Here is a 14072-nt window from a genome sequence, read left to right as displayed (position 1 = left end):
GGCCACCGTCCATTGTCCAACGCCCCGCAAGAGCGCACCGAGACGGGGCTCACACATCGAGCGCCCCCCACCCCTCCCCGGGCCGGTTCAAGGCCGCCAGCGCACCCGGTGTTCCGCCAGGTGGGCCAGGACCGAATGGTTCGCCTCCCAGCCCTCAGAAAACAGGATCACCATGTAGCCTCATTGGAAGTAGATGGGGACTACGTAGGGGGTAACGACATGTCGTACCGGCCGTCACCGGGTACTCGCGTCCTGAAAATGCGGCGGATCAGCCGGGACTCCGAGGACAGTTCCGCTCTGGCGCGTCAGGCTGAAGCCCTGGACGGCGTGGCCGCTGAAGGCCGGTTCGATGTTGTGGGGGACGTAGAGGACTCGTTCATCTCGGGTGCGGTCCGCCCCGAGGAGCGGCCTGGCCTCGGCAGGTGGATGCGTGAGCCACTCTGGTACGAGTGGGACGCGATCATGGTCACCTCTCTGGATCGCATTACTCGCAACCAGATGCACTGGGAGATGTTCGCGGACAAGTGCTACCAGGGCGGCAAAGACATCATCTGCCTGGATGACCCCGCACTGGACATCACCCCCGGCAATGGCCGGATGATCGCCTACATCAAAGCGACGCAAGCGCAGGAGTACCGGGAAGCCATCGTGCAGAAGCGCCGGAACCAGACTCAGTACTACCGTGATGAATCCCTGTGGGGTGGCGGTACTTGGCCCTTCGGCTACCGCCCGGTGCTCACGGAGTACCAGGGCGGGCAACGCTACAAACTGGATATCGACCCCGTGACAGGGCCCCTGATCCGTGAGGCGTACGAGCGAGTCGGTGTCCAGGGGTGGAGCATGAGTCGCCTCTGCGAGGACTGGAACAAGCGGGGTGTCCTCACGTCGCAGGACTACCAGCGGAGCGTGAACGCAGGAGAGAAGAAGGCCGGCGTCAAGACGGCCATCAAGGGAACCAGGTGGACGACTTCCACCTTGGGGAAGATTCTGAAGAAGCCGATCCTTCAAGGAATCGCCATGCACAAGGGCGAGCCGCTTCTTCGTGACGGCATTCCCGTGCGCTGGGCAGACCCAATCCTCAGTGATGAGGAATTCGCCAAGTTGCAGGTAGCCGTTGCCGCACTTGGTCGGCATCGTGCGGGGATCAAGTCCAACGCATCTCCTATGGCGGGTGTTCTCCACTGTCCGTGCGGAAGGAAGATGTACGAGAACAGCTCGGTTGGGAAGCTGAACACGGGAGAGATTCGACCCCATAAATACTTCCGTTGTTCCTCGTGGTCCAACGGCAAGGCGTGTGAGTTCTCCGTCTCCTGGCCACAGGATCACCTCTACGCCATGGCGGAGCATGCGTTCCTCGCCAAGCTGGGGGATGAGGAAATCATGGAACGTCAGTATGTCCCAGGAAGGGATAACAGGAAGCAGATCAAGGAGCTTGAGCGCGCCATCGACAATCTGGCGCAGTCAATCGCATTGGCCGCTTCCCCTGCGGTGGTTTCTTCCCTGACCGGGACGATGGAGCGGCATGCGGCCAACCTCGAAGCGCTGATGGGTGAACCCTTCGTGCCGGGGCGGTGGCAGGTGGCCGGCACCGGCCAGACCTACGCCGAGAAGTGGTCCACCATGAGAGGCTGGAAGGAGCGGGGGTCATTCCTTCGCGAGGCGGGCTTTCGGCTCTTCGTTTGGGGTCACCCCAAGGCGCAGGGAGACATGGCTGTCTATGTCATCTCTCCGAATGATGTCGCCGAGAGGGCCAGTAGCGCCCTGGCTGGATCCGTTGAGCCGAGCGACGAAGAAGCGTGGAATCTGGAAGCTTTGAAAATCTTCACAGAAGTCCTGGAAGCGGAGATTGGCCAGTTGAGGGTTAGTTCCTCTTAGTCGAACTTGGGCCCCTGTTCGGGCAGGGGCCCTACCTTTTGCTACTTGGATACTGGTAGTAGATATATAACCAACCGCATAAATAATGTACGTGTCCTCTCGGGGTATCTCGGACAAGCTTCGAGGTGAATGAGATGGGGATCACAAAGTCGGGATGGAGATGGCGCAAGTCGTCCCGGCGCCTCCGGGGTCATGGGGGCAGGGAAGGGCCCTGTAGGCCCCTCTGGCGACCCCGGAGTGATCACGAGTCCCTCTTGCCGTTCCGGAGGGGAGAAGGCTTGCCGGATGGCTCACGATCTCTTGCAACCCGTACGGGCTTCGAGGGTGGCTCTCCACCTCATCGGCTATTCACGAGTCTCGACAGACGAACAAGAGGCGCAGCTACAGGTCGATGCCCTCAATGTTGCTGGGTGCTCCCGGGTCTTCATCGACAAGGCGTCCGGCAAGAACGCAGAGCGCCCGGAACTCATGGCGGCCATGGACTACCTCCGAAGCGGAGACAGTCTCTGCGTTTGGAAGCTGGACCGCTTCGCACGATCCCTGATCGACCTCGTGACCCTGGTGGACGAACTCAGTAGGCGTGGTATCGGCTTCAAGGTGCTCACTGGCGCCCTGGCCAACATCGACCCTGCCACGGCGGACGGTCGTCTCATGCTTCAAGTGGTTGGCGCCATGGCGGAGTTCGAGCGATCCCTCATCAAGGAGAGGGCGAAAGCCGGACTGCAAGCCGCCAAGGCTCAAGGCCGGACTGGTGGCCGTCCCACTGTCATTACTGACGACAAGCTCACCGTGGCGAGGGCTCGGAAGGCCAAGGGGGAGAGCGTCAGCGCCATCGCCAAGGCGATTGGAGTGTCCAGGGCAACCCTTTACAGGCACCCTGAAGAAGCCTAGGCGCGGGTGACTCGCGCGTGGTCGGTAGCCAGTCGGCGGAACAGCGCGTGGCCAGTCCGTCCGGAGTGTCGTAAGGCCCAGTCCTGGGCTGTCTCCTGTTCTTCCTGCGGGCCGGAGTCGGCTCCGCAGTCAACGGCGGTACAGAAGACCTCCCAGGTGACTCCGCCTTCGGGGGCGTGGCGAATGGAGTGCTCGACGTATCGGAAGGTGGTGGGCATCAACGGGCGGCCCGACCGTGCGGATGCTGGCGGATCTCTACGTTGCAGTCCACGACTCCGGACAAGTCGCGTAGCCGGTAGTACTCCGTCCACTGCTCGTTCAGGGCGGCGCAGACGGCACAGTTGGGAGCCGGCTTGGGGTCGGGCTTCGGGAAGGGATCGCGTTGCGGAATCTGGCGCCACTGCCTTGTCGTCGTGTCGCTCATGCTGCACTCCGTTCACGTCGCCCTCTGGTGTCCGTGATCGTCCCGCCGATCGGCGGCGCGACCTAGTGTGATTCCTAGTGCGAAGTAGCCGCATCGGTAGGCAATTTGGCCGTCTAGTGGCACCTGTGGTGGCAGGCTGGGGGCATGGACGTAGGGGAGCTGATCAGGGACCTGCGGAAGGCTCGTGGGTGGAGCCAGGGGCGGCTGGCTTCTGAGATCAACAAGGCGCACGGGACGGCACTCTCCCGGGAGTACGTCAGCAACTGGGAGCGTTCGAAGATCCGGCCCGGCGGGTTCTGCCTCGCTGCACTGTCCGGCGTTCTGGATGTGCCCCTAGCTGTCCTGGAAGGTGAAGTGGACCGACGTCAGTTCCTCACCGATGTTGCGGGAGCTTCCATAGCTCCTGTGGTTGCCTCGGATCTCCTGACCAAGGGATTCGCTGCTCGGCTGCAAGGTGGCCCGACAGCGGACGTCTGGGAAGGCAAGCTGGCGACCTACGGAACCGAGTACATGTCGCTGGGAGCGGCTGACATCCAGCGCCGGGTGTCCGGCGAACTGGTCGTCGTTCAGCAGCAACTGGAGAACCCTCGGCTCTGGTCTGTCGCTTCCCGGCTCATGACCCTGTACGCCAAGACCTTTCCAGGGTCGGACGGATCGAAGGCAGTGCACTGGTACCGCATGGCCGCGAAGGCCGCAGACGAGTCCGGCGACAACGAAGCCAGAGTGTGGGTCCGAGGCAGGGCGGCCATCGCTCTGGGCTATGAAGGCGCTTCCCTGGGCGTTGCCGATGTGCTCGCCGATCAGGCCCTGGCCATGGGGGGAAGTCTCTCCCTGGGGTTGCTCAATGCTGTGATGGGCAAGGCCCACGCCGCAGCACTCCGAGGTGACAGGGACTCGGCCATGAAGCTTGCCGACCATGGGCGGCGCATCTTCGACGGAGCAGGTTCGTACGAACAGACCTCGGACTACGCCGTTCCCTGGTGGAGGATGAACGTCTTCCTGTCGCTGCTACTCGCCCGACTCGGTGATGAGAAGGGGGCAGTCAACGCACAGGAGGAAGCCCTTCGAGAACTTCCCGAAACGCTTCCACGCTTCCGTACGCACCTGGAGATGCACCGGGGTCTGATGCTGGCTCGGTCCGGTGACCGGGCAGGCGGAGCAGCACATGCACGGGCTGCCTTGGCTGCACTGCCACCCGAGAAGCACTCCCTGACTCTGCGGATGCTCATGGACGAAGTGACCGGGCCCTGAGACCACCGGCGCCCTATGGCCGCCACGAGACGCGGTGGTTGGACCAGAAATCCCACGTGGACATCATCGCCTCCCAGCCGTCGGGGAACTTCACCGTCACGCCCAGCTGCACCGGCTCCGTCGAGGGGTGGTCGTCCAGGAGCTCCGCTATGCCAGCCCGGGCCACCACCACACAGGCGTGCCGGTGCCGGGAGGCCAGTACGCACAGCCGGCCCGTCTCCAGGTGGAAGGCCGTCGCGTCGGGACGGCCCGACAGCGGGTGCAGGATCACCGTGAGGTCGTACTCCCGCCCCTGAAGGCGGTTCGCGGTGTCCACCGTGACCCCGGTGACCCCGTGCCCGGCCAGCGCCGTCCGGATCGCCGACGCCTGGTCGCGGTGCGCCGTGCCCACCGCGACCCGGTCCGCGGTCAGCGGCGAGGGCCCCGCCGACTGTTCGTCCGAGGTCACCGCCCCGCGGTCCAGGGCCCGGCGGACCACCAGGGCCACCGCCGCCACCGCCTCCGGATCGGTGCGCGGGGTGTGCCGCGCGGGCAGCTCCAGCAGGCCCCAGCCCGACTCGGCGGCCTCGTCGAGCACCCGGTCCGGACCCGACCCGTCCGAGGGCACCCCGTACGACAGCCGCCGCTCGCCCGGGCCCGTACCGCTGCGGAACTGGGTGTACGGGTAGAACGCCCGGGAGACCAGCGGCGCGGCCGTCGCCGGGAGCCGCCACGACACCGGCAGCCGGTGCTGAGGCAGCTGCGGGTTGTGGGCGAGCAGGGTGCTGACCGCCGAGGCGGACGGGTCGTACGACAGGCCCGCCCACTGCTCCGCGCCCACCACGCTGAACGGGTCCAGCTGCCCCGGGTCGCCCACGAACAGCGCCCGGTCGAACAGCCCGGCCACGGCCAGCAGCGCGTCCGAACGCATCTGGTACGCCTCGTCGACGATGGCGTGCTCCCAGGGCTCCGCGTCCTTGACGTACGCCCACTTCGCGGCCGTGGAGATGGTGATCGGCAGCTCCGCGAGGTCGCCCGGCTTGGCGGAGAGCGTGACCGAGGGCAGCTCGCGCAGCGCGGGGTCGTACGCGTCGCCCTCACTGCTGTGCAGCCGGCCGACCTTCAGCTCCGGATCCTTGTCGGCGAGCCGCAGTACCAGGTCGTCGACCTGCGCGTTCGTCTGTGCCACCACCATCAGCCGGCGTCCGGCCGCGGCCAGTTCCCGGGCGGCCCGGACCACGAGCGTGGACTTGCCGGCCCCGGGCGGGGAGTCGACGACCACGCCCCGCTCGGTCCCGTGCAGGGTGTCGCGCAGGATGGCGGCGGTCGCCTCGGCGGCCGCCGCCCCCGGGTCGAAGGAGTTCACAGCACGTCCTCGTCGGTCACGGAGTCGGGCAGCACGGGGGCGGTCAGGTGTCCCGGCGGGCCGCCGTGGGTCCACGGGGTCCGCTCCGGATCCGGCAGCTTCGGGCCGCCGCGCGCGTCGTGCTCGAAGAGCGTCCAGCACACCCGGTCGCCCTTCTCCGGCACCGAGCCCGGCTCCGGCTCCCGGCCGCGGCCCATCTTGTCCAGGATCCGCAGCACCAGCCGCCCGTCCTCCTCGAAGCGGACGAACTGTGCGCTCTGCGGGCGCCCGTCCAGCGAGCGGAACACCTTCCCGCCGCCCCCGTCCGCGAGCTGCGGACGGTCCTCGGTGGCCACGGTCACCAGCGGGCGCGGGCTCGGGCGCTTCGACTCCGTCCACTCCATCACCACCTCGGTGACCTCACCGGCGAAGGCCTCCCCCGTGAGCCGCCGGCCCGCCATCACCAGCGGGTCGTCCAGCGCCTCCTGGGCGTCGAGCCGCACCTGCTCGGTCTCCCGCGTGGCCAGCTTCTGCGCCGCCGTCACCGCGTCGTCGCGGCGCGGCTGCGGCGGCTCGCCCGCCCGGACCCGGTCCCGGTGGCCGGTGTACGACCAGCGGTCGCGCGTCCAGCGCTCCTCGGCGCGCTCGCCGGGCGGCAGGGTGCGCAACAGGTCGATCGCCTCCCACGTCATCCACCAGGTGCTCGACATCTGCTCCACGACCAGCCGGCGGACGGCCCGCTCGGCGATCCGGGCGTCGCGGTCGTCGTCCCCGGGCCCGGCCGCCAGGGCCGCGCGCGCCGCGTCGTAGCGGGCGATCGCCGGGGCCAGCAGCCTGTTGTCGAAGGCCGGGTCGGTGGCCGGACCGGCCGGCGGGCACAGCAGCTGCCCGTCCTTGTCGCGGCCCAGCTCCGTGCGCAGCGCCGTCTCGGCGCCGGACCTGCCCTCCGGCGGATCGATCCAGGCCAGCAGGGCGCCCAGGTGCTGGTCCTCCAGATTGCTCTGGCCGCTCGCCCAGTGGCGCCCCAGCAGGTCCGTCGCCGACAGCAGCATTGAGGAGCCGGGGACCCGCGCCCGCTCGCCGAGGTGCGTGAACCAGCGGCCCAGCAGCGGCACCTTCGGCGGCGCCGGATACGGATTCTCCGGATCCTCCTCGGCCGTCCGCCGGAACCGCATCGACCGGCCCAGCAGGCGCACGTACTCGATGCCCGCCCGGCTCGGCACGATCAGCTGCGGCGCGTCCCGGCACAGCTCGGCCTCGACCTTGACCCGCTTGCCCGTCTCCGGGTCGGTCTCGGTGCGCTCGGCCGGCTCCACGTCGTCCGCGTACGCGTCGATGTGGGCCAGGACGTGGACCGCCAGGTCCGCGAGGAACGCCCAGCGCAGCTCCCGGTCGCGCGGCTGGGGTATCACGAACACCCGCGGCTCGTGCCGGTCGGTGCCGACCAGCGCGCCCAGCGGGGCCCCGGCCTCACCGGCCGTGGTCAGCGGCACGAAGACCATCGGGGTCTCGGACAGGTGGCGGTGCCGCACGGTCGCGAGCGGCTGGGCGCGGCCCGCGCGGACCGCCTCCAGCCGGGCCAGGGTGCTCAGCAGGGACATTCGGGGGTCTCCGGGGGGTGGTACGGCGGACGGGCGGCGGCCAGGTCCAGTGCCTCGGCCCGCAGCCGGGCCGCCCGGTGCAGTGCGGCGGCGGTCGGATCCTCGCCGCAGCCGGCGCCGGAGGCCGCCGCGAGGGCCTGCTCCACGGTGGTCAGCGCGCCCAGTTCGCCCCGTACGGAACGGCCCAGCGCGGTCACCTCGTCGGCGGCGCGGGCCCGGTCCCGGCAGTGGAAGGCGAGTTCGCAGGCGGCCAGGCACTCGGGGGCGTACGAGGCGTCCACCGCGGCCACGGCGCCGGCCAGCTCCTCGGCGGTGCGCGCCGGGTCGAAGCTGAGGCCCTCGGGGAGCGCGGCGGCCAGCTCCTCGACCCGGGTCAGCCGCTCCAGCTGGCGCCGGGTCACGGAGCGCTCGCGGCGGACGTCGACGGGCGAGGCGGTGGGCAGGTTGGAGAAGTCCTTGGGGCAGACCAGCAGCACGGTGTGCCCGACCTCGGCGCCGGCCAGCTTCTCCGCGGTCTTCTCCAGGGCCAGTACGTACACGGCGGCCTGGCGGGCGGCGGCGCCGACCTTCGCCGCGTCGGCGGCCCCGTCGATCATCGGGAACGACTTGATCTCCACCACGGTCCAGCGGCCGTCGGGATGGACGACGACGGCGTCCGGCTCCAGGTAGGCGGGGGTGCCCGCGACCTCCAGGGCCAGCATCGGGTGGTCGAGCAGCGTCCACCCGGTGCCGGCCCTGGAGTCGCGCCCGGCGGCGGTGGCCTCGCGCAGGGCGAGGGCGGTCCGCGCGGCGCGGCCTTCGGGCCCGGCGGCGGTCAGGTCGGGGACGACGGCTCCCGCGCCGGGGGGCTCGGCCCCGGCACCGAGGTGCCCGTGGACCAGCCGCAGCAGCTCGGCGCCGCCGTCGGCCTTGACCCTGGCCTCGAAGGAGTTCCCGCGGACGATGGCGAACTGCGACTGCCCGAACGGTGCGGGCGAGCCGAGGGCCGAGGCCAGGGCGGTCTTGTCCACGCCGGCCCCGTCGAGCAGGGCGCGTCTGCCGCAGCCCGGGTTGGCGGCGAGCGCGGCCAGGGCCCGGGCATCGAGCGGGCGGGGCGGCACGGCCGGGCCGCGCAGGCCGGCGAGCCGCTGCCGCAGGGTCGTCTGCGGAGCGCTGCTGGTCGGGTAGGAGCTCACCCGCGGAAGTGTCCCATCCGGCACTGACAATCGTGCACTTACGGCGGAAACGGGCTGCGGGGCGGCCGGCGGGCCGCCGGGGGACGGCCGCGGGTGAGCGCGCCGTTCACGTGTTGGATGATGGACGGACGACGGAATCCCCGTAAAACCGCACCAACGCTTACATACCGGGAGAACTCACATGGCCCCCCGCATCCTGCTGGCCCGCCACGGCCAGACGGCGTGGTCCCAGCTCGGCAAGCACACCGGACGCACGGACGTGCCCCTGCTGGAGGAGGGCAAGCGGGGCGCCGAGCTGCTCGGCGAGCGGCTGGCCCGGGAGCCGTGGAAGGGCCTGCCCGGAGTGGAGGTCCGCACCAGCCCGCTGGTCCGCGCGAGCGAGAGCTGCGACCTCGCGGGCTTCGGCGTCCAGGCGCAGCCGTGGGACGCGCTGCTGGAATGGGACTACGGGGACTACGAGGGCATGACCCCGGCCGAGATCCAGGCCGTCCGCCCCGGCTGGCTGATCTGGCGCGACGGCGTCCCGGGCGGCGAGTCCGTGGCCGACGTGGCGGCGCGCGCCGACGAGGTGGTCGCCTGGGCCCGCTCGGCGGAGCGGGACGTCCTGGTCTTCGCCCACGGGCACATCCTGCGCACCCTGGCCGCCCGCTGGCTCGGCTTCGAGGCCTCGTTCGGCGCCCGCATCCGCCTGGAACCCACCTCGCTGTCGGTGCTCGGCTGGGCGTACGGGGCCCCCGCGCTCGAGCGCTGGAACGACACCGGGCACCTGGACGCGTAGGGCGGGCCGGTCCGCCGAAAGAGAGCCGAAAAGGGCCTCTCCGTAAGGGAGTTGTCTCGCTGTGTGACTGCGAGGATGGGCCCATGACGATTACTTCCGTGGTGCTGCGGCGGCGCGTGGACGATCTCGGTCCGGCCCTGGACTTCTACGTACGGCTGACCGGCCAGCCGGCGACCCGCTTCGAGTTCGCCGGCCTGGACCTGGCGACCGTCGGACCGTTCCTGCTGTTCAGCGGGCCCGACGCGCTCGCCGAGCGGTTCGCGGGCGTGGCGGCCACGCTGGCCGTGGCCGACCTCGACGCGGCGGTCGCGCACTGCGCGGCCTCCGGGGGCGAGGTCATCGCCGCGCCCGCCCGCACCCCCAACGGGCGCCGCGCGGTGGTCCGCCATCCCGAGGGAGGGGTCTACGAGTACCTCGGCGCCTGACCCCCGGGCCGGTCAGACCGCGGCGTGCCGGGTCAGGAAGGCGCCCACGCGCGGGGAGCGCTGGTGCGGGATCAGGGTGCGGGCCGTCTCCGAGAGCAGGGACCGCACCCGGGTGGACTGCACCTCCGCCAGCAGGTCCAGCACCCGCCCGCCCGCCCAGGCGGCCTCGTCGGGGGCCCCCGCGTGCGCCAGGTCACCGGCCAGCTCGGCGGTGTAGAGGGCCACGTTCCGGGCGAAGTGCGGATCCTGGAGGTCGGCGGCGCGGCGGGCGTGCCGGGCCGCGCGGGCGTGCTCGCCGAGCGTCGCCCAGCACCTGGCCTCCAGGGACTCCAGCTCGGCCTCGCCGAAGAAGGACATCCACTCCGGGTCCGCGCCCGCCGCGCCCCGGGAGAACTCGGTGTGGGCCCGGGTCAGCGCTTCCTCGCAGGCCTTGCGGTCGGCCAGCCCCGCCCAGCCGCCCGCCTCGCGCAGGGCCAGCAGCGACAGCAGCCGCGGGGACCCGAGGGAGCGGGCGGCGCGGCGGCCCGCCTGGGCCGCCCGTACGGCCTCGCGGGAGCGGCCGCGGTCCCGGGCCAGGAAGGCCATGTTGCTGAACGCGTGCGCCTCCAGGGCCGCGTCCCCCGACACCCGGGCCGTCGCCAGGGCCTCCGCGTAGTGCGAGCGGGCGTCGTCGAAGCGGCCGGAGTCGTGGGCGAGCCAGCCGACCGAGACGGCCAGTTCCCCGGCGCCCGCGTGCAGCCGGTCCTCGGTGGACTGCCGGCTGGCCCCCGCGTCGAGCAGTGCGTACGCGGCGCGCAGCGGCCCCGCGGCCCTGCGGTACAGCGCGTCGGCCCCGTGCCGGTCGTCCAGCAGCCGGATCTGGCGTACGGCGTCCTCGACGGCCGCGGCCTCGGACTCTCCGGCGCGGGAGGGGAGCCGGCGGGTGTCGCCGAGCAGGGTGAGGCTGAGCGTCGCGGCCGCCACGGTCGCGGAGCCGCCCGCCATGAACGCGCGACGCAGCACGTCGCTCTCCTTGGAACGGGAAGGGGAAGAGGAAGGGGACGGATGGGGGGAGCGGGCGGACGGGTCGCGCAGCGCCGAGCGCCCGCGGACGGCCTCGCGCGGTGAGAAGCCCAGGTCGGCCAGGGTGCGGCCGGGGAACATGTGGAGGAAGACCCGCTCGTACGCGTAGTTGGGGCAGCGGATCTCGCCGGACTCGACGCGGCCGATGTAGCGGGCGTCGCAGGAAACCGTTTCGCCGATCTCCTTCGCGGCCCGGCGCACCAGCGCCGCGAACTCGGCCGGGGAGTGCTGCCCGCGCAGCCGCCGGAACGTGGAGTTGGGTGAGTGGGGGGACGCCGCCATGGACGTGGCCTCTCTGGCAAGGAACGCAGCGCCGGTACGGGGAGGGGTGCGGAGGAGTCGCCCGGCGCGCATGAACGTACCGCCAGTACGGGTCCCTTCATACGATGTTTGGTTACAAACGGGATATCTCACCCGCGATCTGCCATGAACTGCCATCCTTTGCAGCGTCTTGCCGCCGCACCCGTTGACGTTCCGGGGCGTTGAACCCATGCGGAGTGGGAGGCGACTCCCCGCTCCCGGCTCGTACGCGGATCGAGGAGGGGTTCCCTTGGTGGAGGCCGGCATGGAGAGCACTGGAACGAACACCGCGCCCGAGCCCGGTGCGACCGCGACGGCGACGGCGACCGTGACCGTGACCGGGGCCGACGCTCCGGACCTGGTGACCGTGCCCACCCGGCAGGGGCTGGAGGCGGTCGACATCATCCGCCGCGCCAGTCGGGCCGGCGGGGTGGGGCCCGTCCTGCACGACGGATCGGGCGACACCCTCGGCTTCCTCGTCCCGCCCGGCACCGCCGACGCCTGGGACATGCCGGGCAGCGCGTGTACGCAGACCAACGGGCGCGGGATGCGCTTCGGCGACGCGGTCCCGCCCGCCACCGGGGCCACCGGCTGGCTGCTCCCGCCCGAGGCGGTCGAGCCGGTCACCGACCCCGCCGTGCTGCGCGAGGCACTCGGGGAGGCGGCCCGGCTGATCGAGGCCGCCGACAACTGCCGCTGACCGGCCACAATGGGGTGGTGGCAGGCAGAGACAGAGGCAAGGGCCGGAACAAGGGCGAGCAGCAGCAGCGCGGACGCGGCGGCGGCGCCGCCGAGCCGCTCGCCGGGCAGGTGGGCGGCGGGCTGGCGGAGCTGACGCCCGACCGCGAGCGCGCGGACGCCTGGACCCTGCTGATCGACGGCGCCCCGCAGTCGCACGTGGACCTGGCCGACCCCGGGTACCTGGACTTCTCCTACCAGCGGCGGATCGGCCACCTGATCGACCTCGCCGCACCCGCCCGGCAGCCCCTGAACGTGGTGCACCTGGGCGGCGGCGCCTTCACCCTCGCCCGCTACACCGCGGCCTCCCGCCCCCGCTCCACCCAGCAGATCGTGGAGATCGACGCCGCGCTGGTGGCCTTCGTGCGCGAGCACCTGCCGCTGGATCCGCAGGCGCGGATCCGGGTCCGCGCGGTGGACGCCCGGGCGGGCCTGGCCAAGGTGCCGGACGGCTGGGCGGACCTGGTGATCGCGGACGTGTTCAGCGGTGCGCGCACCCCGGCGCACCTGACGAGCACCGAGTTCCTGGACGACGTACGCCGTGCCCTCGCGCCCACCGGGTGGTACGTGGCCAACCTCGCGGACGGTCCGCCGCTGGCCCATCTGCGCGGCCAGATCGCGACGGCCGCGTCCCGGTTCGCGGAGCTGGCGCTGGCGGCCGATCCCGTGGTGTGGCGGGGGAAGCGCTTCGGCAACGCGGTCCTGGTGGCCGCGGACCGCGAACTGCCCGTCGCGGAGTTCACCCGCCGGGTCGCGAGCGATCCGCATCCGGGCCGGGTGGAGCACGGCCGGGCGCTGGCGGACTTCGCGGGAGGGGCCGCGCCGGTGGCGGACGCCTCGGCGGTGGCCTCGCCGCAGCCGCCGCCCTCCGTTTTCCGCTAGACCGGGTCCGACCAGCGTCGACGGCCGCGCGCGATGGCCGTCGGGGGCCGACAATGAAAAGAGGTCTCCCGACAATCGGTCCTGATGCGTAGTGTGTTGATCCCTAGGAGGCCCGCTCCTCCTACGACGCGCTCAGGAGACGGCCAACGATGTCTGATTCCCACGCTGGAAACCCGGGAACCCCTTCACCCAGCACCGCGACGTCCGACTACACCAGGCGGCTCGCCCGCCTCGAGCAGTCGGGACTCAAGCGGTTCGTGCCCACCCAGGCGCCCTACAAGTGGAACCTGCGGAGGCTGAAACTCGGCCGGGTCCTCGACATCGGGTGTGGCCTGGGTCGGAACCTGCTCAACTGCGGCCCCGAAAGCGTCGGGGTCGACCACAATCCGCACTCCGTGCAGACCTGCCGCGACCGCGGGCTGACCGCCTACACCCCGGACCAGCTCGCCGAGGCCCCGGACTGCGGGCCCGGCTCCTTCGACAGCCTGCTGGCCTCGCACGTGCTGGAGCACGTCGACGAGGAGACCGCGGCCGCGCTGCTGGACCAGTACCTCCCGCTCGTGAAGCCGGGCGGCTCGCTCGTCCTCATCACGCCGCAGGAGGTCGGCTTCCGCTCCGACGCCACCCACATCCGCTGGGTCGGCTTCGAGGAGCTGCGGACGGCGGCGGCGCGGCACGGGATCGCGGTGCGGCGGACGTACTCGTTCCCCTTCCCCCGCCCGATGGGCAAGGTCTTCCCGTACAACGAGTTCGTGCTGGTGGGGACCGTTCCGGGGGCCACCAGCTAGGGGCGGACGCTCAGGGCTCGCGCCCCTCAGGGATCGACGGTCTCGACGACCGGCGGGTGGTCGTGCCAGGTGCAGAAGACCGAGACCTCGCTGCCGTCCCGGGTGAAGGTGACCCGGATCCAGTAGTCCTGCTTCCACACCTGCATCCGCCAGCCGGCGGCCGGGGTCGCGGAGACCAGCTCGGCCGAGGAAGCGCCCAGGTCGAAGACGACCCGGCCGCCCGAGACCGGATAGGCCTTCACCTGCCCCGCGCGCGCGGACGCCTTCGGTGACGGCCTGGCGGAGGAGGAGGGGGCCCCGGCGGACGGCGGCGGGCCGGATGCGGGCGTCGACGCCGCAGCCTGCGGGCTCGGCGAGGCGGACGGGGAGGCCTCCGGCGACGGGGACTGCGGGTTCCGCGTCGAGGACGACAGCGGCAGCGTGGTCAGCGGAACGGCGAGCGGGCGGTCGTAGGCCGTGCCGGACATGACCGTGTGCACGCCCCACCACGACAGCGTCACCGCTGCTCCGGTCGCCAGCGTCCAAGCCATGGCATGTACAAGACCTCGCTGCATCAGG

General features: G+C 71.2%; 15 protein-coding genes. 8 read left to right on the top strand and 7 right to left on the bottom strand.

Features of this window, described 5'->3' with window-relative positions:
* Positions 1 to 219: 219 nt before the first annotated feature.
* Positions 220 to 1875, top strand: a complete 1656-nt coding sequence (locus tag ACTVZO_RS16055) for a recombinase family protein (RefSeq protein ID WP_443299036.1) — start codon at positions 220 to 222, stop codon at positions 1873 to 1875.
* 285 nt (positions 1876 to 2160) lie between these two features.
* Entirely contained in the window at positions 2161 to 2766 is a 606-nt protein-coding gene (locus tag ACTVZO_RS16050; protein ID WP_443299034.1) for a recombinase family protein, read from the top strand.
* Here ACTVZO_RS16050 and ACTVZO_RS16045 read toward each other — a convergent pair.
* Positions 2763 to 2984 carry a DUF7848 domain-containing protein gene (locus tag ACTVZO_RS16045; protein WP_443299033.1) on the bottom strand — a complete coding sequence of 74 codons (222 nt, stop codon included), beginning with the start codon at positions 2982 to 2984 and terminating at the stop codon, positions 2763 to 2765. The two genes, ACTVZO_RS16050 and ACTVZO_RS16045, sit on opposite strands and share 4 nt — an antisense overlap.
* Complete coding sequence (locus tag ACTVZO_RS16040; protein WP_443299031.1) at positions 2984 to 3190, bottom strand: hypothetical protein; 207 nt, start codon at positions 3188 to 3190, stop codon at positions 2984 to 2986. Before ACTVZO_RS16040 ends, ACTVZO_RS16045 begins: the two co-directional genes overlap by 1 nt.
* A 144-nt stretch (positions 3191 to 3334) precedes the next feature.
* Between ACTVZO_RS16040 and ACTVZO_RS16035 the strand changes: the two genes are divergently transcribed.
* A complete protein-coding gene (locus ACTVZO_RS16035; RefSeq protein WP_443299029.1) occupies positions 3335 to 4441 on the top strand; it encodes a helix-turn-helix domain-containing protein in 1107 nt (368 codons plus the stop codon).
* A gap of 13 nt (positions 4442 to 4454) precedes the next feature.
* Here the strand turns inward: ACTVZO_RS16035 and ACTVZO_RS16030 are convergent, their stop codons facing one another.
* From ACTVZO_RS16030 to ACTVZO_RS16020, 3 genes are read right to left on the bottom strand one after another with little or no spacing between them, the layout of a single operon-like run.
* Positions 4455 to 5786 carry an AAA domain-containing protein gene (locus ACTVZO_RS16030; RefSeq protein ID WP_443299028.1) on the bottom strand — a complete coding sequence of 444 codons (1332 nt, stop codon included), beginning with the start codon at positions 5784 to 5786 and terminating at the stop codon, positions 4455 to 4457.
* On the bottom strand, positions 5783 to 7366 hold the full coding sequence (locus ACTVZO_RS16025) for a hypothetical protein (protein ID WP_443299027.1): 1584 nt from the start codon (positions 7364 to 7366) through the stop codon (positions 5783 to 5785). The genes ACTVZO_RS16030 and ACTVZO_RS16025 overlap by 4 nt, the downstream gene beginning before the upstream one ends.
* Positions 7354 to 8541: a hypothetical protein gene (locus tag ACTVZO_RS16020; protein ID WP_443299026.1), complete on the bottom strand. Its 1188-nt coding sequence runs from the start codon at positions 8539 to 8541 to the stop codon at positions 7354 to 7356. Before ACTVZO_RS16020 ends, ACTVZO_RS16025 begins: the two co-directional genes overlap by 13 nt.
* 181 nt (positions 8542 to 8722) lie before the next feature.
* Between ACTVZO_RS16020 and ACTVZO_RS16015 the strand changes: the two genes are divergently transcribed.
* On the top strand, positions 8723 to 9319 hold the full coding sequence (locus ACTVZO_RS16015) for a histidine phosphatase family protein (RefSeq protein ID WP_443299024.1): 597 nt from the start codon (positions 8723 to 8725) through the stop codon (positions 9317 to 9319).
* Between the two features lie 83 nt (positions 9320 to 9402).
* The gene (locus ACTVZO_RS16010; protein ID WP_443299023.1) at positions 9403 to 9744 is read left to right on the top strand and encodes a VOC family protein; all 342 of its coding nucleotides are present in this window, start codon (positions 9403 to 9405) and stop codon (positions 9742 to 9744) included.
* A gap of 12 nt (positions 9745 to 9756) precedes the next feature.
* On the opposite strand, the gene ACTVZO_RS16005 is transcribed toward ACTVZO_RS16010, so the two are convergent.
* On the bottom strand, positions 9757 to 11088 hold the full coding sequence (locus tag ACTVZO_RS16005; protein WP_443299022.1) for a tetratricopeptide repeat protein: 1332 nt from the start codon (positions 11086 to 11088) through the stop codon (positions 9757 to 9759).
* 283 nt (positions 11089 to 11371) lie between these two features.
* Between ACTVZO_RS16005 and ACTVZO_RS16000 the strand changes: the two genes are divergently transcribed.
* The 3 genes from ACTVZO_RS16000 to ACTVZO_RS15990 all read left to right on the top strand — a co-directional run bounded on the left by ACTVZO_RS16000 (position 11372) and on the right by ACTVZO_RS15990 (position 13514).
* Positions 11372 to 11806, top strand: coding sequence for a hypothetical protein (locus ACTVZO_RS16000; protein ID WP_443299021.1), 435 nt, complete (start codon positions 11372 to 11374; stop codon positions 11804 to 11806).
* Between the two features lie 17 nt (positions 11807 to 11823).
* Positions 11824 to 12726: a spermidine synthase gene (locus ACTVZO_RS15995; protein WP_443299020.1), complete on the top strand. Its 903-nt coding sequence runs from the start codon at positions 11824 to 11826 to the stop codon at positions 12724 to 12726.
* Between the two features lie 149 nt (positions 12727 to 12875).
* Positions 12876 to 13514: a class I SAM-dependent methyltransferase gene (locus ACTVZO_RS15990; RefSeq protein WP_443299019.1), complete on the top strand. Its 639-nt coding sequence runs from the start codon at positions 12876 to 12878 to the stop codon at positions 13512 to 13514.
* A gap of 26 nt (positions 13515 to 13540) precedes the next feature.
* Here the strand turns inward: ACTVZO_RS15990 and ACTVZO_RS15985 are convergent, their stop codons facing one another.
* Positions 13541 to 14068: a hypothetical protein gene (locus ACTVZO_RS15985; protein ID WP_443299018.1), complete on the bottom strand. Its 528-nt coding sequence runs from the start codon at positions 14066 to 14068 to the stop codon at positions 13541 to 13543.
* Between the last annotated feature and the right edge of the window lie 4 nt (positions 14069 to 14072).

Origin of the sequence: Streptomyces sp. IBSNAI002 (assembly GCF_052244475.1) — a bacterium.
GTDB lineage: Bacteria > Actinomycetota > Actinomycetes > Streptomycetales > Streptomycetaceae > Streptomyces.
Note: the sequence above shows the minus strand (reverse complement) of the source record. Positions and strands in the feature narration are given on the sequence as shown.

Bases quoted from the DNA above. Each gene is read 5' to 3' on its own strand.
- ACTVZO_RS15985 (WP_443299018.1), bottom strand. From the start codon at position 14,068: ATGCAGCGAGGTCTTGTACATGCCATGGCTTGGACGCTGGCGACCGGA.
- ACTVZO_RS16055 (WP_443299036.1), top strand. From the start codon at position 220: ATGTCGTACCGGCCGTCACCGGGTACTCGCGTCCTGAAAATGCGGCGG.
- ACTVZO_RS16050 (WP_443299034.1), top strand. From the start codon at position 2,161: ATGGCTCACGATCTCTTGCAACCCGTACGGGCTTCGAGGGTGGCTCTC.
- ACTVZO_RS16035 (WP_443299029.1), top strand. From the start codon at position 3,335: ATGGACGTAGGGGAGCTGATCAGGGACCTGCGGAAGGCTCGTGGGTGG.
- ACTVZO_RS16005 (WP_443299022.1), bottom strand. From the start codon at position 11,088: ATGGCGGCGTCCCCCCACTCACCCAACTCCACGTTCCGGCGGCTGCGC.
- ACTVZO_RS16015 (WP_443299024.1), top strand. From the start codon at position 8,723: ATGGCCCCCCGCATCCTGCTGGCCCGCCACGGCCAGACGGCGTGGTCC.
- ACTVZO_RS15990 (WP_443299019.1), top strand. From the start codon at position 12,876: ATGTCTGATTCCCACGCTGGAAACCCGGGAACCCCTTCACCCAGCACC.
- ACTVZO_RS16010 (WP_443299023.1), top strand. From the start codon at position 9,403: ATGACGATTACTTCCGTGGTGCTGCGGCGGCGCGTGGACGATCTCGGT.
- ACTVZO_RS16025 (WP_443299027.1), bottom strand. From the start codon at position 7,366: ATGTCCCTGCTGAGCACCCTGGCCCGGCTGGAGGCGGTCCGCGCGGGC.
- ACTVZO_RS16000 (WP_443299021.1), top strand. From the start codon at position 11,372: ATGGAGAGCACTGGAACGAACACCGCGCCCGAGCCCGGTGCGACCGCG.
- ACTVZO_RS16040 (WP_443299031.1), bottom strand. From the start codon at position 3,190: ATGAGCGACACGACGACAAGGCAGTGGCGCCAGATTCCGCAACGCGAT.
- ACTVZO_RS16045 (WP_443299033.1), bottom strand. From the start codon at position 2,984: ATGCCCACCACCTTCCGATACGTCGAGCACTCCATTCGCCACGCCCCC.